Source organism: Acuticoccus yangtzensis (assembly GCF_001927245.1).
GTDB classification, from domain to species: domain Bacteria; phylum Pseudomonadota; class Alphaproteobacteria; order Rhizobiales; family Amorphaceae; genus Acuticoccus; species Acuticoccus yangtzensis.
This window is the reverse complement of the sequence record NZ_MJUX01000009.1, coordinates 1-21911: the sequence shown is the minus strand read 5'-3', so window position 1 is coordinate 21911 and position 21911 is coordinate 1. Positions and strand designations below refer to the sequence as shown.

Below are 21911 nucleotides of genomic sequence, written 5' to 3'. Positions count from 1 at the left end.
ATGACCGCCATCATCGGCCATCGCGGTGCCCGCAATCTGTGGGCCGAGAATTCCGCCACCGGCTTCCGCAACGCCGTGGCGCTGGCGTGCGACGCGATCGAGTTCGACGTTCACCTGACGGACGCGGGTGAGGTCGTGGTGATCCACGATGCCACTCTGGACCGCACCACCGACGCCGCCGGACCGGTCGCGGCGCTGACGCCGGACGCGCGGCGTGCGGTGCGGTTGACCGATAGCGAGGACGGGTTGCCGGCCTTGGGTGACGTCTTGGACATCCTCGCCCCCGCCGAGGGGCTGGGGCTGCATGTTGAGCTGAAGCTCGGCGTGGATGGGCGGCCTTATGAGGGCCTGGCCGCGAAGGTGGCCGAGGCGGTTACGGCGCGCGGGCTGGGGCCGCGCTGCCATCTAACGTCCTTCTCGGTCGACGTGCTGGAGGCGTGCCGTGACGCTGCGCCAGGGATCCGCCGCCTGGTGTCGGCGGACGAGGCGTGGATCACGCGGCAGGGCGGGCTGGCCGCGTTCATCGGCCGCGTTCACGGCCTTGCCGACGTGATGGCGCTGCGCCACGATTTCCTCGAACCCGAGTGGGATGCCGTGGCGGCGTCCTGGGACGTGGAGCGAGTGTGCGTGTGGACCGTGAACGACGAGGCGACGATGCGTGAATTTCTGGCGCGCGGCGTCGGCAACATGACGACAGACCGGCCGGACCTGGCGCTGACCTGCCGGGACGGCGCGTTCGGCGAGAGCCGCTACCGGGATTATGCATGACCGGCGCGGCGTCCTTGCCGCAGGGCGCGGTGATCTTCGACTGTGACGGGGTTCTGATCGACAGCGAGATGATGTCGGCGCGGATCCTGGCCGAGGCGCTGACCGAGGCGGGCCATCCGATGACCGGCGAGACGGTGCACTTGCGCTTCACCGGCCTCGCCAAGACGACGATGGTGGAGCTGATGCGCGCTGAGGACGGCATCGCCGATCCGCTGGCGATTCTGGACGGGACGCGGCCGCGCATTCTGGAGGCTTTCGCGCGGGAGCTGACGGCGATCGAGGGGATCGAGGCGCTGGTTCGGGCGGTGGGCGCGTCGGGCAGGCCGATGTGCGTCGCCTCCAACAGCGAGGTGGACCGGCTGAACAATTCGCTCGGGCGGCTTCCGGTGCGCGAGCCGTTCGGGGCGCACGTCTATTCGGCGCAGATGGTGGCGCGGCCGAAGCCTGCGCCGGACCTCGTGGCGCTGTGCCTGGAGCGGCTCGGCGCGGACGCGGCGGACGCGGTGATGATCGACGACAACCCGCCCGGCATCGCAGCGGCCTTGGGGGCGGGGGTGACGCCGATCGGCTTCGTGACGCCGGGCGATCCGCGCCCGAACCGCGTCGCCATCCTGCGCGAGGCGGGGGCGGTGGCGGTCGCGACCTCGGCGGATGAACTGGCGGCGCTGCTGGGCGTGACGGTTGCCGCAGTGGCGGCCCCCGCGATGGAGATGCCCGCCGCCTGAAACGACGACGCCGCGGACACCCCGCGCGACGAGGGCGTCCGCGGCGCCGAGGCGGCCCGCCGGACGGGTCCGGCGGGTGCGCTTCTTATTCCGCCGGGGCGGGCGGGGCGATGCCGTCCGGCCCCGCCTCGACACGGTCGGCGGCCTTGTCGCCCAGGACGAGCGGGTAGATGAGGAAGAAGGCGGCGGCGAGGAGATAGCCGCCGGTCGGCCCGGCCAGCGTCGGCATGTGCAGGCTGGCGCCGTGGATGATGCCGACCGAGGCCATCGCCGCGCCCGCCAGGGTGAAGCCGCCCGCGACCTTGAACTCACCGTCGATCAGCGAGGCGACGATGGCGCCCCAGATGAGGCCGGTGAGGATCGCGCCCTGGGACAGCGCCAGGTGGCCGGTATAGTGCGCGCCCTGCTGCAGCATGGCGGCGGTGAGGGCCGGGTCGCCGAGCTGCGGCAGACCCTCGACACCGGCGGCGCTGAGCGCCCCCATCAGCGAGCCCCATTTGACGATGAGGAAGTCCGACACGTGGGGCAGGATGGCGAAGGCGACGGCGGCCATGTGCTCCGGCCGCACCGAGCCCGCCGTGTTGGTGACCAGCGACAGGGCGACGAAGACGAGGACGGGCGCGGCGGCGGCCACCGGCATCAGGTCGCCGAGGAAGGCGAGCAGGCCGAAGAAGGCCGCCAGCGGGATGACCGTGCCGACGGCGATCACGTAGCCCGCGTGGGCGCCCATCTTCTTGTAGGCCGGGTGGCCGATATAGGCGGTGGTCGGGAAGGGCGAGCCGAACAGCGCGCCGACCATGGTGCCCGCACCGTCCGTCACCTGGCAGACGGCGACGGGATAGTGATCGCCCGCGGCCTCGGCGCTCTCCACGTTGTTCATCGTTTCGATGAAGTTGTAGATCTGCACCGGGATGAGCACGAGGAAGAGCTCGGGATTGGCCCACAGGTGCTGAATGCCGAGCACCAGGTCGCCGAAATAGGGGAGCGGCGGGTAGAAGCCGAGCCCGTCGACGCTGAGGGTGGATTCGCCCAGGATGATGGCGATGACGACGCCGACCACCAGCGCGGCGAGGCCCGCGGGCGCGTTGAACGGCAGCTTGAAGCGGCCGACCAGACCCCACAGGATGATGGCGAGCGAGGCGAAGCCGATCAGCGGCTTCTCGAAGATCTCGGCCAGCGGCACGGAGCCGATGAAGACGAGCGCGATGCCGCACAGGGTGCCGAGCATGCCCGCGCGCGGGGTGACGGCCTTCAGCATCGGGCCGACGATGGCACCGAGGGCGGCCACGATGCCGCCGATGAAGCCGGCGCCGATGCCCACCTGCCAGGCCAGCATCGGGTCGTTGGTGGCCCAATAGATCGGCCCGATGACACCGAACAGGTAGACGAACATCACCGGCGTCGAGATGCCGTAGGGGAGCGCGGTGACGTCGCGCCCGGCCTTGGCGGCGGCGCGCTTGGCGAGATAAGCGTAGACGGCGACGCCGAACATGATGGCGATGGCCGCGCCCGGCAGGATGCGCCCGAAGACGATCTCCGTGGGCATGCCGAAGACGAAGCGGCAGATGCCCGACAGCACCAGGAGATTGATCAAATTGTCCGTAAAGAGTGCCCAGAAGGCGCTGTAGTCGCTTTTGTTGAAGAGCTTGTATTCATACGGCGATGACGTCACGGAAAGTCTCCTCGGTCGGGGAAATGGCGGCGGCGCTCCGGGCGGCACCGAGCCGTCCGTGGAGCTGGTCGGCAAGGAAGGGGGTCGCGGTGAGGTGGACGCCGGTCGCGTCGTGGATGGCGGCGGCGAGGGCCGCGGCGACCGGGTTGTAGGGGCTTTCCGACATCGACTTGGCGCCGAGCGGGCCGATGCTGTCATAGGTGTCGGCGAAGTGCACCTCGGTGACCGGGAGGTCACCCATGGCGGGGATGTGGTAGCCGCGGAAGGCGGCGTTGGTCACGCGGCCTTCGCCGTCGATCATCACCCGTTCCCAGAGCGCGGCGCCGAGCGCCTGGGCCACGCCGCCCTCGATCTGACCGCGGCACTGGCGTGGGTTGATCACGGTTCCGGCGTCCGCGGCGTGGACGCTGCGCAGGATGCGGATGGTGCCGTAGCGCCGGTGCACCGCGACCTCGAAGGCCTGGACGTTGAAGGCGACCGATCGGGGTGTGCCGCGGGTTCGCCCGTCCGCCGACAGCCCTGCGAAGGTGCTGAGCGGAAGGGTGCGTCCTGCTCCCGTGGCGCCGTCCGGGCCGAGGGTGACGGCGTCCACCGCGATGCCGAGGCGGTCGGCGGCGGCCTGGCGGATGAGGCCGGCGAGCTTCTCGGCGGCGATCAAGGTGGCGGCCCCGGCGACGACGGTGCCCGTGGACCCGAAGGCGCCCGAATCGTGGCCGCTGACGTCCGTGTCGGACTGCTTCAGGCGGATGCGGGAGGGGGTGGTGCCGAGGGCGTCCGCCGCCATCTGGGCGTGCACGGTGCTGGTGCCGTTGCCGAACTCGGCGGTGCCCGTGCCGAGCTCGTAGCCCCTCTCGGACACGCGGATCCAGCATTCGGCGATATGGCCGCGGGGCGGGATCGTGTCGATCATGCCGGCCGCCATGCCGCGGCCGATCAGCCAGTCGGCCGGGTCGCCCATCTCGTCACGCGCGCCGGTGCCGGTGGCCGCAGCGCTCGTCTCCGCATAGGCGGGTGGTGTCTCGCTCATCGCCCGTTCCACGAGGTCGAGGCACTGGTCGAGCCCGTAGCTGCCATATTCGACGTCGTGCGGACCTGCGTCCAGCGACACCATCGGGTCGCCGGGCATCACCATGTTCTTGCGGCGGAACGCATAAGGGTCGATGCCGAGGCGGGCGGCGAGCGCGTTCATGGCGCTTTCGACGGCGAAGTTGGTCTGGCTGAGGCCGTAGCCGCGGAAGGCGCCGGACGGCATCTGATTGGTGTAGACCGCGACCCCGTCCACCTTCTTGTTGGGGCAGCGATAGAGTGCGATCGACTCGCCCGAGCCGTGGAACAGCACGCCCGGCCCGTGGTTGCCGTAGGCGCCGGTGTTGGACAGCATGTGCATCTGCATGGCGGTCAGCGTGCCGTCCTTGCGCGCGCCGACCTTCACGGTGATGCGCATCGGGTGGCGCGTGGTCGTCATGGTGAACTGCTCGGCGCGGGTGAGTTCCAGCTTCACCGGGCGGCGCGTCTTCAACACGGCGAGGGCGACGATGTCCTCGGTCAACATCTCCTGCTTGCCGCCGAAGCCGCCGCCGATCCGTTCGCAGAACACGCGCACCTTGCCGCGCGGCAGGCCGTAGAGGGTGGCGAGGGCGTCGCGCGTCAGGAACGGCGTCTGGCTGGAGGTGCGGACGGTGAGGCGGTCTTCCGCGTCGAGCCAGCCGATGGCGCCGTGGGTTTCGAGCTGGGCGTGGTGGACGCGCTGCGTCTCGTAGGTCGCCTCGTGCACCGCGTCGGCGGCGGCGAAACCGGCCTCGACGTCACCCGTGCCGCCGGAGAGCTCGGCGACGATGTTGCGCGCCGGGTTCGCGATGCGGGACGAGAGCGGCTTGTCGTGGACGATGTGCGCCCCCGGCAAGAGCGCCTCGACGGGATCGAGCACGGCGGGCAGAAGCTCGTAGTCCACGGCGATGAGATCGCGTGCCTTCTCCGCCGCGGCTTCCGTTTCGGCGACGACGGCGGCGACGCGCTGCCCGGCAAAGCGCACGACGTCGTCGAGCACGCGGGTGTCGTCGACATCGTCGAGCGGGTTCTCGTGACGGGCGGTGGAGAAGCAGCGGGCCGGCGCATCGGCATGGGTGAGGACGGCGACGACACCGGGGACGGCCATGGCGGCGGTGGTGTCGATCGCGAGGATGCGGGCCGAGGCGTGGGGGCTTTGCAGGATCTTGAGATGCAGGATGCCGGCGGGGGCGACATCCATCGTGAAGCGGGCGCGGCCGGTGACGACGGCGAGGCCGGCGGGGGCGGGAGCATCGCGAGGGCCGGGCGGGACGGGCTGGCCGCGGACCGCTTCACGGATGGGGCGGTAGCCGGTGCAGCGGCAGAGGTTGCCTTTGAAGAGGCGGTCCGGGTCGGTGCGCTGGCCTTGGTCGAGTGCGGCGGTGGTCATCACCATGCCGGCGGTGCAGAAGCCGCACTGGAAGCCCTGGGCGTCGAGGAAGTGCTGCTGGGCGGGGTGGAGGACGTGGCCCTCGGCGAGGCCTTCGATGGTGGTGACCGCGCGGCCCTCGGCGCGGACGGCGGGCATCAGACAGGAGTGGACGGGTTTACCGTCGACGTGGACGGTGCAGGCGCCGCAGTCGCCGGTATCGCACCCCTTTTTGACCCCGAACCACCCTTGATCGCGCAGAAATGTGCGCAGGCATTGGCCGGGGCGGGGTTCTGCGTCCGTCTCTTGGCCGTTGACGGTGAAAGTCATTGCCGCATCCTGGCCGCAGCGCCCAGCTCCTCGCTGATTTCCCCGGCGAACTCCTTCACCATGGCGCGCCGCCACTCGGGGCTGCCGTGGACGTCGTCGTACCATCCGCCCACCGGGATGGCCGCGTCCACGGCACGGGCGGCGGATGTGGCGTCGGGCACCGTGTGGAAGGCGATCCGCACCGGGCGCGGCGTGGCGCCGGTGATCGTGATGTCGATGCCGCCCGAGGGGGCGAGTGTGCCGATGACGAGCGCCCCGGTGCGGCCCATCGGCGACAGGGCGATACGCCGGAAGGCCGCCGGCCGGCGCAGCCTGTCGACCGGGATGCGGATCGACCGCAACAGCTCACCCGGCCGCAAAACGGTTTGCTGCGGGCCGACCACGAAGTCGAGGGCGGGGACCTCCCACTCGGACCCGTCGCGGCCGAAGATCCGGCAGGCGCCGTCGAGCGAGGCGGTGAGGGAGATCATTGGCCCCGCCGGAAGGCCCATGCACAGGTTGCCGCCGACTGTGGCGACGTTCCAGATTTTGAAGGAGGCGAGGAAGGCGCGGCTGCAGGCGCCGATGAGGTGAGCGGCGCGCCAATCCTCGGGGGTGCGCAGCGCGTCGAGTTCGGCGACGGTGCAGGTGGCGGCGATTTCGAGGCCGCACGTGTTGATGGTCAGCGGCGCCCAGCCCGCGCCGGTGATGTCGACCAGTTTGGACACCCTGGGCTGCGGTTCGGAAAAGAGCCAGGTTCCGCCTGCCAGCCACGCTTCACTGTCGTTCAACCGGCCTGCGCGGGCTGCCACCGCCGCGCCGCCTTTTGGCCGGTCCAGTTCCTCCACAGTGTTCAGATCCATCCGCCTACGCCTTTATTGGGCCGGCGCAGTGGCGAAAGGGCCGCTGCGCCGGCTCATCCATCGTTGGGATAATCGGCTGCGGCGCCGCCGGCACGCTTTGAGACGTGCCGGCAGTCCGCAAACACAGCCTACGCGATTGGCATGATGTTGAAATAATCAATAAGAGAGCGCTATGCTGCCAATACGGCAACACATGGAGCGGCAGTATGCCCCGATCCGACGCCCTCAGCGAAGGGGGCCCGGCGCAGGCTCACGATTCTGACGATACGCGGCCGCGGAAGTCGGCTCTGTCACCGGCCCTTCTTGCCCGGGTCTTTCACCAGCCTTCATTAATCTATTTCAACGCGGTCGCTGAATGTTTGTCCATCCGCGAAGCATCGCGGCGACTGAATGTCTCATCCTCGGCCGTATCCCGTCAAATCGGGCAAATGGAGGACGCACTCGGCCTTTCCCTGTTCGAAAGGGAGGTTCGGCGCCTGAAATTGTCGCCGGCGGGGGAAATTCTCTTCCGCCACACGCGGCGGATCACCACGCCGCTGGAATCGGCGATGGCCGAGCTCGACATGCTGCGCGGCCTGCGGACCGGCCAGGTGCGGATCGCCACGATCGAGAGTGTGGGCCTCTCCTTCCTGCCCGACCTGATCGCCGAGTTCGGGAGCCGCCACCCGCGCATTCACATGGATGTCGCGGTGCTGCCCGCGGCGGACGTTCTCTCGCGCCTCGTGGCGGGCGAGGTGGATGTGGGGTTCAGCTTCATCGCCGCCGCGCCGCCGCCGCGGATCGAGGTCGCGCTGCGGCGGGACGTGCGCATAGGCGTTCTGATGGTGCCGGATCATCCGCTGGCGGCCGTGCCGAACCTGACGATCGCGGACTGCCTGTCCCACCCGCTGGCGGTGGCCAAGCCGGAGATTTCGATCCGTTCGGTGATCGAGCCTTTCATGGCGCGGGCGATGATGGTGCAGCCGCCGATGGTGGAGGCCGATTCGATCCGCATGCTGGTGGAGCTGGCGCGGTCAGGGCGTTATGCCTCGGTGATGACGCCCATCGGTGCCCAAGGGGAGATCGCCTCGGGGTCGCTGACCTTCCGGCGACTGGAGGATCCCGGCCTCCCGGCGAACCGCTTCGCTCTGGTGGTGAGTTCCGGCGGCGAGCTGCGCTACGCCCCGGCCGCATTCTACGAGCACGCCAAGCACTTCATGTCGACGATCGAGCTTCCCGGCGCATTGTAGCGCCGGAAGGGAGGCGTCCGTGCCTCCCCGGTGCGCGGTGCCTCAGCGGTGGGCGGTGCGTTGCCGGCCGTAGATCAAGAGCATCGCGATGATGACGACGCCGTAGATGATCTGCCGGTAGGCCTCCTCCATCTGCATCACGTTGAGGACGCTCTGCAGAAGGACGATGAGGATGACGCCGATCACCGTGCCCGAATAGCGCCCCTGGCCGCCCAGGATGGTGGTGCCGCCCAGCACCACGGCGGCGATGGAGGGGAGAAGGTACTGGTCGCCCATCGCCTGGAAGGCGCGGGCCGAGTAGCCGGCCAGCGACATCCCCGCGATGACCGCGCAGAGCGAGCACATGAGGAACGCCGCCATGATGACGAGGCGGGTCTTGACGCCCGACAGGTAGGCCGCAGCCTCCTGGTTGCCGATGGCGTACATGTACCGCCCCAGCGCTGTGCGGGTGAGGACGAAGACCAGCGCCGCCGAGACGAGCACCCACAGGACGACCGAGTGGGGGACGCCCAAGGTGCGCTCGGCGCCGAGGAAGGTCATCATGTCCGTCGCCGCGCTTTGCGGGGCGTGTCCGCCGGTCAGCATCACCATGAGGCCGAGGAGGACGGTGTTCATGCCGAGCGTGAAGATCATCGACGGAACGCGCAGGAAGGCGACGCCGAAGCCGTTGACGAGGCCGACGGCAAGACCGAGGCCAAGCCCCGCGAGGTCGCCCGTCGTGCCGCCGATGGCGGTGGCGATCATCGCTCCCGAGGTCATCGTCCACGGCACCGACAGGTCGATGTGGCCGAGCAGGATGACCATCATCATCCCCGCCGCTGTGATGCCGAGGAAGGCGCCCGAATGGAGCTGAAGGACGAGGTAGTTGGGCGACAGGAAGGTGGCCGTGCCTTGCGTCTTCAACGTGTAGAGCGTGCCGACCGCGAGGATCAGCGCGATGAACACCACGCCGATGACGATGGGCAAATCGACGGTGAAGCGCGGCTTGCGGGCGGCGGTGGCGGAGGACGTCATTCTACGGTCCGTCATGTGAACAGCGACAGGCGGTTTTTGACGCGCAGCACCCGCGCGGCGCCGAGGCTGACCGCGAGGAGGAGGATGAGCCCCTCGAACAGCGGCTGCAGCAGCGGGTCGGCGACGAAGCTGAGCGCCGCCCCCGCCGGGATGACGCGGAAGATGAACGTGATCGACCGCAGCACCAGCGCGCCGAAGATTGTGCCGACGACACCGCCCGTGCCGCCGAACAGCGACGTTCCGCCGATGACGACGGCCGCGATGGAGCGCAGCGTGTATTCGGCGGCCTGCGGCGCGTCCGCGTTGCCGGAGCCCATCTGCAGGGTGAGATAGACGCCCGCGCAACCGGCGAAGAAGCCGCCGAGGGTGAAGGCGGCGATCTTCGAGCGGTTGACGTTGAGGCCGGACATGTAGGCCGCCTGCTCGTTGGAGCCGACCGCGTAGCAGCCGCGGCCGAGCACCGTGGCGCGGAAGGGGAACCAGACGAGGCCGATGACCGCGGCGAGGAACAGCGCCTGCATGGGGAGGAGGCCGATGGGGCCGAGATCCTCCCACCAGCCGAAGGTGAGGCCGAGCTCGTTGAGGTCGTTGGTGAAGGCCCAGGCGATGTCGCCGTTGACTGCGCCGCCGGGCGTCGGCCGCAGGATCAGCGCGCAGCCGAGATAGATCGCGCCGGTGGCGAGCGTCGCGATGATCGGCTGGATGCGCCCGTAGACGATGACGCAGCCGTTCATGAACCCCGCCGCGGCGCCCAGCGCCAGCGCGCCGACGACCCCGGCCAGCACCGAGCCGCCGCTGCCCGCCATGACGATGGAGCCGAAGCAGTTGGTCAGCGTCATCAACGGGCCGACCGAGAGGTCGAGGCCGCCGACGAGAACGGCCATCGTCTGCGCCATGCCGACGAAGATCAGCGCCAGCGACTCGTTGGCGTTCTGCAGGACCACGTTCAGCCCCCAGTTGGGGTGCAGGACCGCGTAGGTGCCGTAGATGACGGCGAAGAGGGCGATGGCGAGGATCAGCCCGGCATTGTAGCGCACGAAGCGCGCGGCGGCGCTCATGCGGCGGTCTCGGCGGCGAGGTTGAGGGCGGCGGACACGATGTTCGTCTCGGTGATGGCCTCGCCCGTCAGCTCCGCGGTCACGCGGCCTTCGTACATGACGAGGACGCGGTCGCAGCAGCCGATCAGCTCGGCATAGTCGGTGGTGTAGAGGACGACGGCGGCGCCCTCGTCGGCAAGGCGGCGCAGGAGGGCGTAGATCTCCTCTTTGGTGCCGACGTCGATGCCGCGGGTGGGGTCGTTGAGGAGGATGATCTTCGGCTTCGTCAAGAGCCACTTGGCGATGACGACCTTCTGCTGGTTGCCGCCCGACAGGGTGGCGACGGGGGCGGCGAGATCGCCCACCTTGATCTGCATCTCCTTCACCATGCGGCCGACGTTGTCCGCCTCCCCGGCGCGGTCGATGACGACGCCCTTGGTGACGGCGCCGAGCGAGGCGGCGGTGATGTTCTCGGCGACGCTCATGGGCAGCATCAGCCCCTCGGTCTTGCGGTCCTCGGGGATGAGGGCCATGCCGATTTCCGGCCGCTTGGCGTCGGCCGGGGAGCCGATCCGGCGCGCGGTGCCGTCGATCTTCACCGTGCCGCCGACACCGGCTAGGACGCCGAAGAGCGCCAGCAGAAGCTCGCGCTGGCCCTGCCCGTCGAGCCCGCCGATGCCGACGATCTCGCCCTTGCCGACCGTCAGCGACACGCCGTTGAGGCCGGGGGAGAAGGTCAGCCGGTCGGCCTGAAGGACCGGCGGCGGCGGGGCGGCGCGCTTGGGTTTGGCGGGATAGACGTTGGCGAACTCGCGGCCGATCATCATCTGCACGATCGCGTCGTCCGAATGGGCGCCCTTGGCGAAGGTGTCGACCCGGCGGCCGTTGCGGAACACCGAGAGGGTGTCGGCCAGCGCCTCGATCTCGTGCATGCGGTGGGAGATGTAGAGGAGGGCGAGGCCGTCCGCGCGCAGCTTGTGGAGGATCGTGTAGACCTTCTCCACGTCGGCGGCGGTGAGCGCTGAGGTCGCCTCGTCGAGGATGAGGAGGGCGGGATCGCGCCCCACGGCCTTGGCGATCTCCACCATCTGCCGGCGCGACAAGGGAAGGTCGCGGATGCGGGTGGCGGGGTCGATGTCCTCGCAGCCGACGCGGGCGAGAAGCTCCTCGGCGCGGCGGCGCTGGGCGCGCCGGTCGATCAGGCCGAGCCGGGTGCGCGGCGGCGAGGTGATGAAGATGTTGTCGGCCACCGAAAGGTCCGGCAGCAGCGACAGCTCCTGGAACATGCACACGATGCCGGCCCCCGTCGCCTCCTGCGGCGAGGCGAAGGCGCGGGGCGCGCCGTCGACGGCAAGGGTGCCGGTGTCGGGTGTGACGACCCCGGCGGCGATCTTGATGAGGGTGGACTTGCCGGCGCCGTTCTCGCCCAACACGGCGTGGATCTCGCCGCGCCGGGCGACGAAATCCACGTCCGTGAGGGCTTTGACGCCGCCGTAGGACTTGGAGATGCCGCGCATCTCCAAGAGCGGTGCGGGGGTGAGGCTCACGCTGTTACTGCGTGTCGGCTTCGGACTCGGCCATGATCTCCGGCGCGGTGATGTTCACGTTGCACGGCGGGAACTCGTTCGGCGTGAAGAAGTCGTCCGGCAGGTTGGACCAGAAGTTCTCGCCGTCCTTCACCGTCTCGAAGTCCACCGCGGGGATCGGCACCGAGATGAGCTGCGGCATGACGTTGCCCTGCAGCGCCTCGAGCGCGGCCTTGATGGAGATGGCGACGAGGCCGGGCGACTGGCCGTAGGAGAGGCCCTTCAGGCCCTCGTCGGCGTGCTCGGCGATCTGCTTGCGGAAGCCGTTCTCCGCCTCGCCGGCGATCGGCACGAAGGGGTGGCCGGCGGCCATCATCGCCTGCACGGTGCCGTTGGTGCCGCCCTGGCTGAACACACCGTCGAACTGGCCGTGGACGGCGATGGCGTCGGCGGTCACGCGCTGCGAGTCGCCCGGCGCCCAGTTGCCGACCACCTCGACGATCTCGAAGTCGTTGCCGTCCGCCTCCATGACGGAGCGGAAGCCCTCGTGCCGGTCGCGGTCGACGGTGTTGCCGGGAACACCGCGCACTTCCAGGATCTTGCCCGAGTTTCCGACATGCTCGATCAGCCAGTTGGCGGACATGACGCCCATCGCATACTGGTCCTCGTTCACCTGCATGACGTCCTTGGAGTCGAGCAGCCCGTCGAACGGCACGAGCACGACGTCGTTGCGGTTGGCGAGGCGAATGACGCGCTCGAACCCGGTCGGCGAGTTGGCGATGGTGATGATCGCGTCGTAGCCCTGGTTGATGAAGTCCTCGATGGCGCCCATCTGCGCCGCCGCGTCGGTGCCGACGGAGACGACCTTCAGCTCTTCGACCAGCGGGGCGATCTCCTCCTGCTCGACGAAGGCTTTCGCGGTCTTGATCATCTGGATGCGCCAGATGTTGCCGACGAAGCCGTTGACCACGGCGACCTTGTAGGGCCCGTCCTTGGCGGCCCATTGGAAGTGCGCGGTATCGTCGTCCCAGGCGGCGAAGCATTCGGGCATGTAGCCCGGCCCGTCGACGGTCTTGGGGGCGGCCTGTGCGGCGGCCGCGGCCAGGATCAGCGCGCTCGCCATGGTCGCGCACGCGGTCAGTGTCTTGAACGCCATTGGTGTTTCCTCCGCTGTGGTGCCGGCCTTTGCGGCCGTCGTCTTTTGGGGCTGCTGCGGCGGCCCATCGCGGGGAAGTCTATGGCCGGGGGCGCGGAATGGGGAGGGCACCCGCCGGACGGGCCGGGCATCATCGGGCCAGTTCCATAACCCTCAGTCTGATTTTGGCGGGCGCCGACCGCGCCAAGAAAAAGGCCGCGCCGGAGGTTCGGCGCGGCCTTGATGGTCGGCGGTGGGACGGTCGGCGGTGGGGCGGGTGGCGGTCAGGGACCGTACATCACCTCGGGCAGCCATGTGGCGATGGTCGGCATGTACCAGAGCGCCACCAGCATCGCGATCTGGATGAGCACGAAGGGGATGATGCCCTTGTAGATCTGCACCGTCTTCACCTCCTTGGGGGCGACCCCGCGCAGGTAGAAGAGGGCGAAGCCGAAGGGCGGCGTGAGGAACGAGGTCTGCAGGTTCACCGCCATCATCACGCCGAGCCACACCGGGCTCATGGTGGAGCCGTCCGGCATCTCCAGCATCAGGAGGACCGGGGCCACCAGCGGCACGACGACGAAGACGATCTCCAGGAAGTCGAGGAAGAAGCCGAGCACGAACATGATGAGCATGACGGCGATCATCGCGCCCAGCGCGCCGCCGGGCATGTCGCGCAGCGCCTCTTCGACGAGATCGTCACCGCCGAGGCCGCGGAAGACCAGGCTGAACAGCGCCGCGCCGATGAGGATGACGAACACCATCGAGGTGATTTCGGCGGTGGAGCGCACGACGGACTTCAGGACGCCGACGCGGGCGATGCGCCACAGCGAGACGAGGAGGCCGAGGCAGACGATCGCGACCAGCACCGCCGCGGCGTAGATCCCCATCATGTCGTTCTCGGAGATTTCCGAGCGGGAGACGCGCAGGTCCATCGTCGCGACGAGGACGAGGAGGGCGATGAGCGCGAAGGTGGCGGCGTAGATGAAGAAGGGCTTGTCTTCGTTCTGGCGGTAGCCGGCCATCAGGATGGCGCCGACGCCGCCCATGGCCGCCGCCTCGGTGGGGGTGGCGATGCCCGCGAGGATGGAGCCCAGCACCGCGATGATGAGGGCGATGGGCGGGATGAGGGCGTGGGCGATCTTCTTCAGCGTGACCGGGTTTTCCGGGTCGCGCGGCACCGGCGGGGCCGACTTCGGCGACACGATGGCGACGACCACCATGTAGATCATGTAGCAGCCGACGAGGATGAGGCCCGGCAGCAGCGCGCCCGCGAAGAGGTCGCCGACCGAGACGGGGGGACCGGGCACGAAGGACCAGTCGTTGTTGGCCCACGCCTGCTCTTGGAGCATGCGCTGGCTTTCCTGGTAGGCGTTGGAGATCTGATCGCCCAGGATGACGAGGACGATGGAAGGCGGGATGATCTGCCCCAGCGTGCCGGACGCGGCGATGGTGCCGGACGCCAGCGCCGGCGAATAGCCGTAGCGCAGCATGGTGGGGAGCGACAGGAGGCCCATGGTGACGACGGTGGCGCCGACGATGCCGGTGGACGCCGCCAGCAGCGCGCCGACGATGCACACCGCGATGCCGACGCCGCCGCGCATGGGGCCGAAGAGCTGGCCCATGGACTCCAGCAGCTCCTCGGCGACGCGGCTGCGCTCCAGAAGAACGCCCATGAAGACGAAGAGAGGCACCGCGATCAGCACCTCGTTCGTCATGGTGCCGTAGATGCGCTGGGCGAGGGCCTGGACGAAGGCGAAGTCGAAGACGCCGTAGAGGACGCCGAGGCCGGCGAAGATGAGGCCGGTGCCGGCGAGGGTGAAGGCGACGGGGAAGCCGGTCAGCAGAAGGACGACCGCCACGCCGAACATGGCGATGTCGAGGTAGTTACCGAAATCCATGGGTCAGGCGCTCATGTGGGTTTCGACGTCGTGCTTGGGCGTGGTCGGCATGCGGCCCGACAGCAGCAAGGCGGAGCGGATGACCATCGTGACGCCTTGGGCGGCGAGCAGCATGCCCATCACCGGGATCGCGGTCTTGAGGGCGAAGACGGCGGGGATGCCCGACGCTTCCTGCGAGCTTTCGAACACGCGCCAGGAGGTGGAGACATAGCCCCAGCTCGTGGTGACGATGATGATCGAGACCGGGATGAGGAGGAAGAGCGCGCCGAGGAGGTCCACCCAGGCGCGGTAGCGCAGCGAGGCTTCACGGTAGAAGATGTCGACGCGCACGTGGCCTTCTTCGGACAGGGTGTAGGCGGCGGCGAGGGTGAACAGGAACCCGTGCATGTAGATGATGGATTCCTGCGCCCACAGGTTTCCGACGCCGAAGACGTAGCGCGCCACGACGACGCCGAACTGAACCAGGACCATCAAGAGCACGAACCAGCTGACGACCTTGCCGATCGCGCGGTTGGTGTTGTCGATGGCGGTCGCGAGGAGTTCCATCTCTTCACCCTGCCCAATAGAGATGCGGCGCAGGGCGAAGGCCGCTGCGCCGCGTTGACGAAAGGGGCCGCGGCTTCAGGCCGGGGCCGGTGTGGGGCCGTGGCCGCGCCGCCCGATGCGGCCGCCGCGGCGAAGGGGCCGCCTACTTGGAGGCGTCGGCCCGTGCGCGGGCGTTGGTGTAGGCCTGGATCGAGATGGCGGTCCACTCGCCGTAGTCCTTGCGAGCCTTCTTGTAGCTCTCGAGGATGCGCTTGCCGAGGTCGTCGTGGTCGCCCACGGACTCGATGACTTCTTCCGACGCGGTGGCGAAGGCGTCGAACACCTCGGGCGGGAACTCCTTCAGCTGCACGCCGTGCTGGGTGGTGAGGGTGTTCAGCGCCGAGCCGTTCTTGGCCACGAACTCCGAATACATCAGGCTGTTTTCCATCTGGCAGGCGGCCTCGACGGCGGCCTTGTCGGAATCGGACAGCTCGTTGAAGGCGGTCATGTTGACGCCGCAGGCGACGGTCGGGGCCGGCTCGTGGAAGCCCGGATAGTAGTAGTTCTGCGCCACGCGGTAGAAACCGAAGGCGAGGTCGTTCCAGGGGCCGACCCACTCGGTGCCGTCGATGGCGCCGGTCTGCAGGGCCTGGAAGATCTCACCGCCCGGCAGAGCGATGACGTTGACGCCGAGCTTGCGCATCGCCTCGCCGCCGAGGCCGGGCATGCGGAACTTGAGGCCCTGCAGATCGTCGAGCGAGTTGATGTCCTTGCGGAACCAGCCGCCCATCTGCACGCCGGTGTTGCCGCAGGGGAAGGGCTTGATGTTGAACTGGTTGGACAGCTCGTTCCACAGCTCCATGCCGCCGCCGTGCATCAGCCAGGCGTTCTGCTCGGAGTAGATGAGGCCCATCGGCACGCAGGCGAAGAACGGGAAGGCCGGGTGCTTGCCCTGGAAGTAATAATCAGGGGCGTGGTAGAGTTCGGCGGTTCCGCTGGAGACGGCGTCGAAGGACTCGAAAGCGGGGACCAGTTCACCGGCGGCGAACAGCTTGACGGTGACGCGGCCATCGGTCAGCTTGGTGATGCGGTCGGCGCAGCGTTGCGCGCCGGTACCGAGACCGGGGAAGTTCTTCGGCCAGGTGGTGACCATCTTCCACTCTTTCCGGCCCTGCGAAATCGCGGGTGCGGCAAGGGTGGTGCCGGCAGCAAGGGCGCCGGTGCCCATCAGAAACGAACGACGATCCATCTTTTTCCTCCCTCTTCTCGCGCGCGACCACGATACGCCGGTGCGAATTTTGAGCGCTGGGTGTAGTCTGACTCTTGCGCGTGAGACAAGACCATATCCTCATCGCGAAGTTGCGAAGTCCGTTGGATGACGAGACTTTAACATTTCCCTCGGAGCTTTCGGTCGGAGTATCCGCATGTCGCCGCCCCTTGTTCTCGTCACGTCCGACGCCATCGACCACCGCGACATGGTGTGGTCCGGCACTCCGGCGAGCTATCTGACCGCGGTGGCGGTGTCGGGGGCTGTGCCCGTGCAACTCCCGACGGTCGACGAAGCCTTTGACGTCGCACCGCTCTTGGACGTGGTCTCGGGCGTCCTCTTCACCGGGTCGCGGTCCAACGTCCACCCGCCGCTCTACGGTGCCGAGGCCAGCGCGATCGCCGAGCCCTACGACCAGGTGCGCGACAGGACCACGCTGCCCTTGATCCGCGAAACCTTGTCACGCGGGCTGCCACTGCTTGCGATTTGCCGGGGGCTGCAAGAATTGAACGTGACGCTGGGCGGCACCTTGCACACCGCGGTCCATGCGCTGCCGGGGCGGAACGATCACCGCTCCCCCGCCGGGCCGGATGTCGACGTGCGCTTCGCCCTGGCGCACGACGTGACGGTGACGCGGGGCGGGCGCCTGGCCGCCATCGTGGGCGAGGGGCCGGTGAAGGTGAACTCGCTGCATCACCAGGGGATCGATCGTCTGGCACCCGGTCTCACCGTCGAAGCGCGCGCGGGCGACGGGACAGTCGAGGCCATCAGCGTCGACCGGGCGAGCGCGTTCGCGCTGGGCGTTCAGTGGCACCCGGAACATTGGGTGCGGACCGATCCGCCGTCCCGCGCCATCTTCAAAGCCTTCGTCGATGCGTGCTGCGGCCGCACGGCGGACCGTTCACAGAAAGCCGCCTGACCATGGCCGACCATCCGCACACCCACGATCACGATCACGATCACGATCACGACCATGATCACGACCACAGCCACCTGTCCGAGATGGAGGTGCGCGTGCGCGCGCTCCAATCGTTGCTGGAGGAGAAGGGGCATGTGGACCCCGACGCGGTGAACGAGCTGATCTCCGTTTACGAGAACGAGGTGGGGCCGAAGAACGGGGCCAAGGTGGTCGCCCGCGCGTGGACCGATCCGGACTATGCGCAGCGCCTCTTTGCGGACGCCACGGCGGCGATCGCCGAGCTCGGCTTTTCCGGCCGGCAAGGCGAGCACATGGTGGCCGTCCCCAACACGGCCGAGACGCACAACATGGTCGTCTGCACGCTGTGCTCCTGCTACCCGTGGCCTGTGCTGGGCGCGCCTCCGGTGTGGTACAAGTCCGCCCCCTACCGCGCCAAGGCGGTGGCAGATCCGGCCGGAGTGCTGGCCGATTTCGGTGTGAGCCTGCCGGAGGGGACGAAGATCCGCGTCTGGGATTCCACCGCCGAGCTTCGCTACATGGTGGTGCCGCTGCGCCCCGCGGGAACGGAGGGCCTCACCGAGGATCAGCTCGCCGCTCTGGTGACGCGCGACTCGATGATCGGCACCGGCCTGGCCCTTCCCGGCGACGGGGCCGCGGCGTGAACGGCCCCGCTGACCTCGGCGGCAAGCACGGGTTCGGTCCCGTGGTGCCGGATGCGCCGGGCGAGCCGATGTTTCATGCCCCGTGGGAGAGGACCGTGTTCGGCCTCACCTTGGCGATGGGGACGACGGGCCAGTGGACGCTCGACCATTCGCGGTTCATGCGAGAGACGCTGCCCCACGTGACCTACTACACCGCCGGCTATTACGGCATCTGGTTCGGCGCGCTGGAACGGCTGGTGGCGGAGATCGACCTCGACCAGCCGCCGCCCCGGCTGCTGACTGTGGACCAGGTGCGCCCCGTTCTGGCGCGCGGCGGGCCGGTGGATCGCCCCGGCCCCGCGCCGCGCTTCACCGCAGGTGACCGGGTGCGCGTGAAGCCGATGAACCCGGCGACCCACACCCGCGCCCCGGCCTATGTGCGCGGCCATGTCGGCACCATCGAGGCCTTTCGCGGCACCCATGTGTTTCCCGATACGAACGCGCACGGCCTCGGCGAGAACCCGCAGCCGCTTTATACGGTGGTCTTCGAAGGGGCCGAGCTCTGGGGCGCCGACACCACCGCGAGCGCGGTGAGCGCCGACCTTTGGGAGCCTTATCTGGAGCCCGCCGGGGGCACCGCGTGATGGCCGCGTCAGAGGGGCCTTCGGCGGCGGAGGGGGCGGAGGATCTCGCCGCGCTCGTGCGGCGGGACGGTCCGGCATTCGCGGCGCCCTGGGAGGCGTCGGCCTTTGCGCTGAAAGCGCATCTCGTCGCCCGCGGGTTGATCGACGCCGGGCGCTTCGCGGCACTTTATGGCGAGGAGCTGCGGGCCGGGCACGCGGCGCCGGAGGACGGAACGGCTGATTTCGTCGCCTTCGTGCGGGCCCTGGAGCGGGCCCTCGCCCCGGTGGCGTCCGACGACGATTTCGCCGCCGAGCGCGAACGCTGGCGTCAGGCCGCCGCCGCCACACCTCACGGCAAGCCGATCCACCTGCCGCCACGCTGACGCGGGGCTGCGCCGCCGCGCGGCGGCGATGACGCTGCGGCGCGTCCCGCTCGTGGCGCCGCCGCGCCGCTGTGTGGCGCGCCGCCGTGATGACGCTGTGGCAGTTGTCGACACCGGCGCCATGGCGCTTGCTCGGCGCTGCCGCCCCTCCAGACGCGCCTCGCGTAAGACGCGGCGGTGCCATCGCCGTGCGCAGCGCGGTGACATCACTCGGCGAGCGCGTTCGCCTTGGCGGATGACAGTGCGTCACGTTCCTAACCCCGCCCCGTCGCTCGGCTCGTCTTGCGGGAGACGATCAGCGCGCGCCGTTGGAGGGGCGCGTCGTTCGGACCCTGTGCGCGGGACCCTGGGCGCGGGACGCTGGGCGTGAGGCGCTTGCCTGTCGATTCGATCGGGCGGCGTCGTTTTCGGCTTGGCCGCACGGTTCTTCTCGTGGCCAACCGGTGAGAACGAGCGGGACGGGCAACGTGCACAGATGGGGCGGAAAACGCGCGAGGGACCATGGGTGCGCCGATGGTGGTGGTCCGACTGGCCCATCCGGCAATGCCTGGGCCCCGAGGGCGTCAGTCGGGCGAGGCGGGCGGCGGCGCGGCGTCGCTGATGCGCTCGAAAAAGGCGACGGCGCTTTCGCCCGCCTCGCGGACGAAGGGGGCGGCGAAGCCGGGGAGCGTCGCCGGCATCGCATCGGCGCGTTCTTCCACAACCAGGAGTGCGCCGGGCTTCAGCCATCCCTCGGCGAGCGCCGCGGCGGCTGCCTCGCCGAGGCCTTGCCCATAAGGCGGATCGGCGAACACCACGTCGAACGGGGCCACAGGGCACGGGCCGAGCCTGGTGGCGTCGCGCCGCCAGATGCGTGTGATGCCGGTGGCGCCGACCGCCTCCACGTTGCGCCGGATGGCGCCGCGTGCCTCGGCGCCCGTCTCGACGAAGAGGACGAAGCTTGCGCCGCGCGACAGGGCCTCCACCCCGAGCGCACCGCTTCCGGCGAAGAGGTCGAGGACGCGGGCACCGTCGAGTGCACCGCCGAACCGATGGGCGAGGATGTTGAAGACCGTTTCGCGCAGGCGGTCCGTGGTCGGGCGCGTAGCCTGCCCTTTGGGCGCTGCCAGTCCGGTGCCCTTATGTTTGCCGCCCACAACGCGCATCGTACTTCCTTCGCTGCCCTGCGGGCCGGCCGGCTTCGGCCCTCCCCCAGCGGTCTCGTCGGCGTGGCCGGGCGCATGGAGGCCCGACCCCGCGCGGGTTCGTCGGAGGTGCTTTGCCGAGGGCTGGCGTCCCGTCAAGCCTCGCCCGCCGCCCGCCGCCCGCCGCCCGCCGCCCGGTGCTGGGTGCCCGCCGCCCGCCACGCGTCACGCGCCGCCCGCTGCTCGGCGCCGGCCGCCCGCTAACGCGTGCGGGTGTCCGTGGTCCGCTACCGGTCCGCTGTCGCGGTTCAGGTTCCATCGTTCCGCTGCCGGGTGGCACCGGTCCGCTGTCGCGCGTCAGGTGCCAACGTGCCGCTGCCGGGTGCCGCGGGTCCGCTGTCGCGCGCCAGGTGCCGGCGTTCCGTTGCCGGTCCGCTGGTCCACTGCCGCGTGCCAGATGTCATCTCTCCGCTACCGGTGCCCCGGTCCGCTGTCGCGCCAGGTGCCAGCGTTCGGCTGCCGGTCCCTCGGTCCGTTGGCGCGTGCCAGGGGCCAGCGTTCCGCTGCCGGTCCCCTTGGTCCGCTGTCGCGCGCCGGGTGCCAGCGTTCCGCTGCCGGTCCGCTGGTCCGCTGTCGTGTGCCAGGTGTCAGCGTTCCGCTGCCGGATGCCGGGGCCGGATGCGGGTTGTCGGATGCCGGGTCCGGACTGGGGTTGCAGCGTGTGAATGGAGCGCGCGGAACGCATTCTTGTGCCGCTGCGTCCGGGTGAGGCTGGAGCCGCTACGGCCGGCTGCGCGGGCGGTCCGGCACGGTAACGAAAAAGCCGGGCTCGTCGGAGCCCGGCTTTGGAAGAGAACGGGCCGGCGCTGGTGGCGCCGGCTCGCGATGGGGCAGATCAGCCGCGGCGCGGGCCTTTGGGGCCGCTGCCGGACGGGCGGTAGGAGGATCGGCCCGGACGGGCAGCACCGTCACGGCCACCGCCGTCGGACCGGTGACGCGGTGCGCCACCTTTGCCGCCGGGGCCGCGGGCTGCGCCACCTTTGCCGGCCCCGCCGCCGCGTGGGCCGAAACTCTTGGTGCGGTCGCCGCCAGGACGGTCGCCGCCAGGACGATCACCACGAGGGCGGTCACCGCGGGGGCGATCACCGCGGGGGCGATCGTTGCCCCGATCATGGCCTGGGCGATCACCGCCTAGACGATCGCCGCCAGCGCGGGCACCGCCGGGGCGTGCGCCGGCGCGGGCGGGCGGGCGTCCGCCGCGCGGGGCGTCACCGTCCCGCGTGCGGCCGCCGGGCTTGCCGAACCTCGCCGCGCCGTCACGGTCACCGCCTCTGAAGCCCTCGTTCTTGAACGAGCCGCCCCGGGGTCCGTCACCCTTGTAGCCGCCGCGCGCGCCCTGGGGCCGCCCGGACGAGTCGCCTCGCGATGCGCGCTCACCGAAGGCGCGGTCGCCCGACGGGCGTCCGGTTCCGCCGCGGTAGCTCCCGTCCCCGCCCGGACGCTCGCGGCGGTCCTCGCGGTGATGGCCGCGGTCGCCTCCGTCCTGGCGCGGACCACGCTCGGCCCGTGCGTCACCCTCACGCGATGCATAGTCGCGCTCGCCGTCGGGGCGGCCGCGGCGGGGGGCGCCGCGGTCGTCGGAGCGGGGCTTGAAGCCGCGGTCGGAGCGGGCACCTTCGTCGCGGTCGCCGTAGGGGCGGCGGGGGGCGCCGCGGTCGTCGGAGCGGGGCTTGAAGCCGCGGTCGGGGCGGCCGCCTTCGTCGCGGTCGCCGTAGGGGCGGCGGGGGGCGCCGCGGTCGTCGGAACGGGGCTTGAAGCCGCGGTCGGGGCGGGC

General features: G+C 69.8%; 20 protein-coding genes. 8 read left to right on the top strand and 12 right to left on the bottom strand.

Annotated elements, in window-relative coordinates:
• Both BIX52_RS18610 and BIX52_RS18605 read left to right on the top strand, forming a co-directional pair.
• Positions 1 to 768, top strand: coding sequence for a glycerophosphodiester phosphodiesterase family protein (locus BIX52_RS18610; RefSeq protein ID WP_075222619.1), 768 nt, complete (start codon positions 1 to 3; stop codon positions 766 to 768).
• A complete protein-coding gene (locus BIX52_RS18605; RefSeq protein WP_075222618.1) occupies positions 765 to 1493 on the top strand; it encodes an HAD family hydrolase in 729 nt (242 codons plus the stop codon). Before BIX52_RS18610 ends, BIX52_RS18605 begins: the two co-directional genes overlap by 4 nt.
• An 85-nt stretch (positions 1494 to 1578) precedes the next feature.
• Here BIX52_RS18605 and BIX52_RS18600 read toward each other — a convergent pair whose 3' ends face one another.
• From BIX52_RS18600 to BIX52_RS18590, 3 genes are read right to left on the bottom strand one after another with little or no spacing between them, the layout of a single operon-like run.
• A complete protein-coding gene (locus BIX52_RS18600; RefSeq protein ID WP_075222617.1) occupies positions 1579 to 3165 on the bottom strand; it encodes a xanthine/uracil/vitamin C permease in 1587 nt (528 codons plus the stop codon).
• The gene (locus tag BIX52_RS18595; protein ID WP_075222616.1) at positions 3146 to 5911 is read right to left on the bottom strand and encodes a molybdopterin-dependent oxidoreductase; all 2766 of its coding nucleotides are present in this window, start codon (positions 5909 to 5911) and stop codon (positions 3146 to 3148) included. The genes BIX52_RS18600 and BIX52_RS18595 overlap by 20 nt, the downstream gene beginning before the upstream one ends.
• A complete protein-coding gene (locus tag BIX52_RS18590; protein WP_075222615.1) occupies positions 5908 to 6753 on the bottom strand; it encodes an FAD binding domain-containing protein in 846 nt (281 codons plus the stop codon). Before BIX52_RS18590 ends, BIX52_RS18595 begins: the two co-directional genes overlap by 4 nt.
• Positions 6754 to 6959: 206 nt before the next feature.
• Here BIX52_RS18590 and BIX52_RS18585 point away from each other — a divergent pair, with 206 nt between their 5' ends.
• Positions 6960 to 7982 (top strand): LysR family transcriptional regulator, encoded by a 1023-nt coding sequence (locus tag BIX52_RS18585; RefSeq protein WP_083551227.1) that lies wholly within the window; start codon positions 6960 to 6962, stop codon positions 7980 to 7982.
• 42 nt (positions 7983 to 8024) lie between these two features.
• Here BIX52_RS18585 and BIX52_RS18580 read toward each other — a convergent pair whose 3' ends face one another.
• The 7 genes from BIX52_RS18580 to BIX52_RS18550 all read right to left on the bottom strand — a co-directional run bounded on the left by BIX52_RS18580 (position 8025) and on the right by BIX52_RS18550 (position 16369).
• On the bottom strand, positions 8025 to 8996 hold the full coding sequence (locus tag BIX52_RS18580) for an ABC transporter permease (protein ID WP_075222614.1): 972 nt from the start codon (positions 8994 to 8996) through the stop codon (positions 8025 to 8027).
• Positions 8997 to 9007: 11 nt separating this feature from the next.
• On the bottom strand, positions 9008 to 10054 hold the full coding sequence (locus tag BIX52_RS18575) for an ABC transporter permease (RefSeq protein WP_075222613.1): 1047 nt from the start codon (positions 10052 to 10054) through the stop codon (positions 9008 to 9010).
• Positions 10051 to 11550, bottom strand: a complete 1500-nt coding sequence (locus BIX52_RS18570) for a sugar ABC transporter ATP-binding protein (RefSeq protein WP_075222612.1) — start codon at positions 11548 to 11550, stop codon at positions 10051 to 10053. The genes BIX52_RS18575 and BIX52_RS18570 overlap by 4 nt, the downstream gene beginning before the upstream one ends.
• Positions 11551 to 11584: 34 nt before the next feature.
• Entirely contained in the window at positions 11585 to 12715 is a 1131-nt protein-coding gene (locus BIX52_RS18565; RefSeq protein ID WP_083551223.1) for a sugar ABC transporter substrate-binding protein, read from the bottom strand.
• A gap of 263 nt (positions 12716 to 12978) precedes the next feature.
• Positions 12979 to 14595 carry a TRAP transporter large permease gene (locus BIX52_RS18560; RefSeq protein ID WP_075222611.1) on the bottom strand — a complete coding sequence of 539 codons (1617 nt, stop codon included), beginning with the start codon at positions 14593 to 14595 and terminating at the stop codon, positions 12979 to 12981.
• A 3-nt stretch (positions 14596 to 14598) separates the two neighbouring features.
• Positions 14599 to 15141: a TRAP transporter small permease subunit gene (locus BIX52_RS18555; RefSeq protein ID WP_075222610.1), complete on the bottom strand. Its 543-nt coding sequence runs from the start codon at positions 15139 to 15141 to the stop codon at positions 14599 to 14601.
• 142 nt (positions 15142 to 15283) lie between these two features.
• Positions 15284 to 16369: a TRAP transporter substrate-binding protein gene (locus tag BIX52_RS18550; RefSeq protein ID WP_075222609.1), complete on the bottom strand. Its 1086-nt coding sequence runs from the start codon at positions 16367 to 16369 to the stop codon at positions 15284 to 15286.
• Between the two features lie 175 nt (positions 16370 to 16544).
• Here BIX52_RS18550 and BIX52_RS18545 point away from each other — a divergent pair, with 175 nt between their 5' ends.
• Genes BIX52_RS18545 through BIX52_RS18530 form a run of 4 tightly spaced genes read left to right on the top strand, consistent with a single transcriptional unit; the run spans position 16545 to position 18953 of the window.
• A complete protein-coding gene (locus tag BIX52_RS18545) occupies positions 16545 to 17306 on the top strand; it encodes a gamma-glutamyl-gamma-aminobutyrate hydrolase family protein (protein ID WP_075222608.1) in 762 nt (253 codons plus the stop codon).
• A 2-nt stretch (positions 17307 to 17308) separates the two neighbouring features.
• Positions 17309 to 17968 (top strand): nitrile hydratase subunit alpha, encoded by a 660-nt coding sequence (gene nthA, locus BIX52_RS18540; protein ID WP_075222607.1) that lies wholly within the window; start codon positions 17309 to 17311, stop codon positions 17966 to 17968.
• A complete protein-coding gene (locus BIX52_RS18535; protein ID WP_075222606.1) occupies positions 17965 to 18591 on the top strand; it encodes a nitrile hydratase subunit beta in 627 nt (208 codons plus the stop codon). The genes nthA and BIX52_RS18535 overlap by 4 nt, the downstream gene beginning before the upstream one ends.
• The gene (locus tag BIX52_RS18530) at positions 18588 to 18953 is read left to right on the top strand and encodes a nitrile hydratase accessory protein (protein WP_139312812.1); all 366 of its coding nucleotides are present in this window, start codon (positions 18588 to 18590) and stop codon (positions 18951 to 18953) included. Before BIX52_RS18535 ends, BIX52_RS18530 begins: the two co-directional genes overlap by 4 nt.
• A gap of 563 nt (positions 18954 to 19516) precedes the next feature.
• Here BIX52_RS18530 and rsmD read toward each other — a convergent pair.
• Together rsmD and BIX52_RS23000 are read right to left on the bottom strand one after the other, a co-directional pair.
• Complete coding sequence (rsmD, locus tag BIX52_RS18525) at positions 19517 to 20098, bottom strand: 16S rRNA (guanine(966)-N(2))-methyltransferase RsmD (RefSeq protein ID WP_075222604.1); 582 nt, start codon at positions 20096 to 20098, stop codon at positions 19517 to 19519.
• A 759-nt stretch (positions 20099 to 20857) separates the two neighbouring features.
• Positions 20858 to 21265, bottom strand: coding sequence for a hypothetical protein (locus BIX52_RS23000; RefSeq protein WP_139312811.1), 408 nt, complete (start codon positions 21263 to 21265; stop codon positions 20858 to 20860).
• Positions 21266 to 21596: 331 nt separating this feature from the next.
• Between BIX52_RS23000 and BIX52_RS18515 the strand changes: the two genes are divergently transcribed.
• The coding region (locus BIX52_RS18515; RefSeq protein WP_211098198.1) for a hypothetical protein at positions 21597 to 21911 on the top strand (315 nt) is incomplete at its 3' end.

Bases quoted from the DNA above. Each gene is read 5' to 3' on its own strand.
- BIX52_RS18610 (WP_075222619.1), top strand. From the start codon at position 1: ATGACCGCCATCATCGGCCATCGCGGTGCCCGCAATCTGTGGGCCGAG.
- BIX52_RS18605 (WP_075222618.1), top strand. From the start codon at position 765: ATGACCGGCGCGGCGTCCTTGCCGCAGGGCGCGGTGATCTTCGACTGT.
- BIX52_RS18595 (WP_075222616.1), bottom strand. From the start codon at position 5,911: ATGACTTTCACCGTCAACGGCCAAGAGACGGACGCAGAACCCCGCCCC.
- BIX52_RS18590 (WP_075222615.1), bottom strand. From the start codon at position 6,753: ATGGATCTGAACACTGTGGAGGAACTGGACCGGCCAAAAGGCGGCGCG.
- BIX52_RS18585 (WP_083551227.1), top strand. From the start codon at position 6,960: ATGCCCCGATCCGACGCCCTCAGCGAAGGGGGCCCGGCGCAGGCTCAC.
- BIX52_RS18580 (WP_075222614.1), bottom strand. From the start codon at position 8,996: ATGACGTCCTCCGCCACCGCCGCCCGCAAGCCGCGCTTCACCGTCGAT.
- BIX52_RS18575 (WP_075222613.1), bottom strand. From the start codon at position 10,054: ATGAGCGCCGCCGCGCGCTTCGTGCGCTACAATGCCGGGCTGATCCTC.
- BIX52_RS18570 (WP_075222612.1), bottom strand. From the start codon at position 11,550: ATGCGCGGCATCTCCAAGTCCTACGGCGGCGTCAAAGCCCTCACGGAC.
- BIX52_RS18565 (WP_083551223.1), bottom strand. From the start codon at position 12,715: ATGGCGTTCAAGACACTGACCGCGTGCGCGACCATGGCGAGCGCGCTG.
- BIX52_RS18560 (WP_075222611.1), bottom strand. From the start codon at position 14,595: ATGGATTTCGGTAACTACCTCGACATCGCCATGTTCGGCGTGGCGGTC.
- BIX52_RS18555 (WP_075222610.1), bottom strand. From the start codon at position 15,141: ATGGAACTCCTCGCGACCGCCATCGACAACACCAACCGCGCGATCGGC.
- BIX52_RS18550 (WP_075222609.1), bottom strand. From the start codon at position 16,369: ATGGATCGTCGTTCGTTTCTGATGGGCACCGGCGCCCTTGCTGCCGGC.
- BIX52_RS18545 (WP_075222608.1), top strand. From the start codon at position 16,545: ATGTCGCCGCCCCTTGTTCTCGTCACGTCCGACGCCATCGACCACCGC.
- nthA (WP_075222607.1), top strand. From the start codon at position 17,309: ATGGCCGACCATCCGCACACCCACGATCACGATCACGATCACGATCAC.
- rsmD (WP_075222604.1), bottom strand. From the start codon at position 20,098: ATGCGCGTTGTGGGCGGCAAACATAAGGGCACCGGACTGGCAGCGCCC.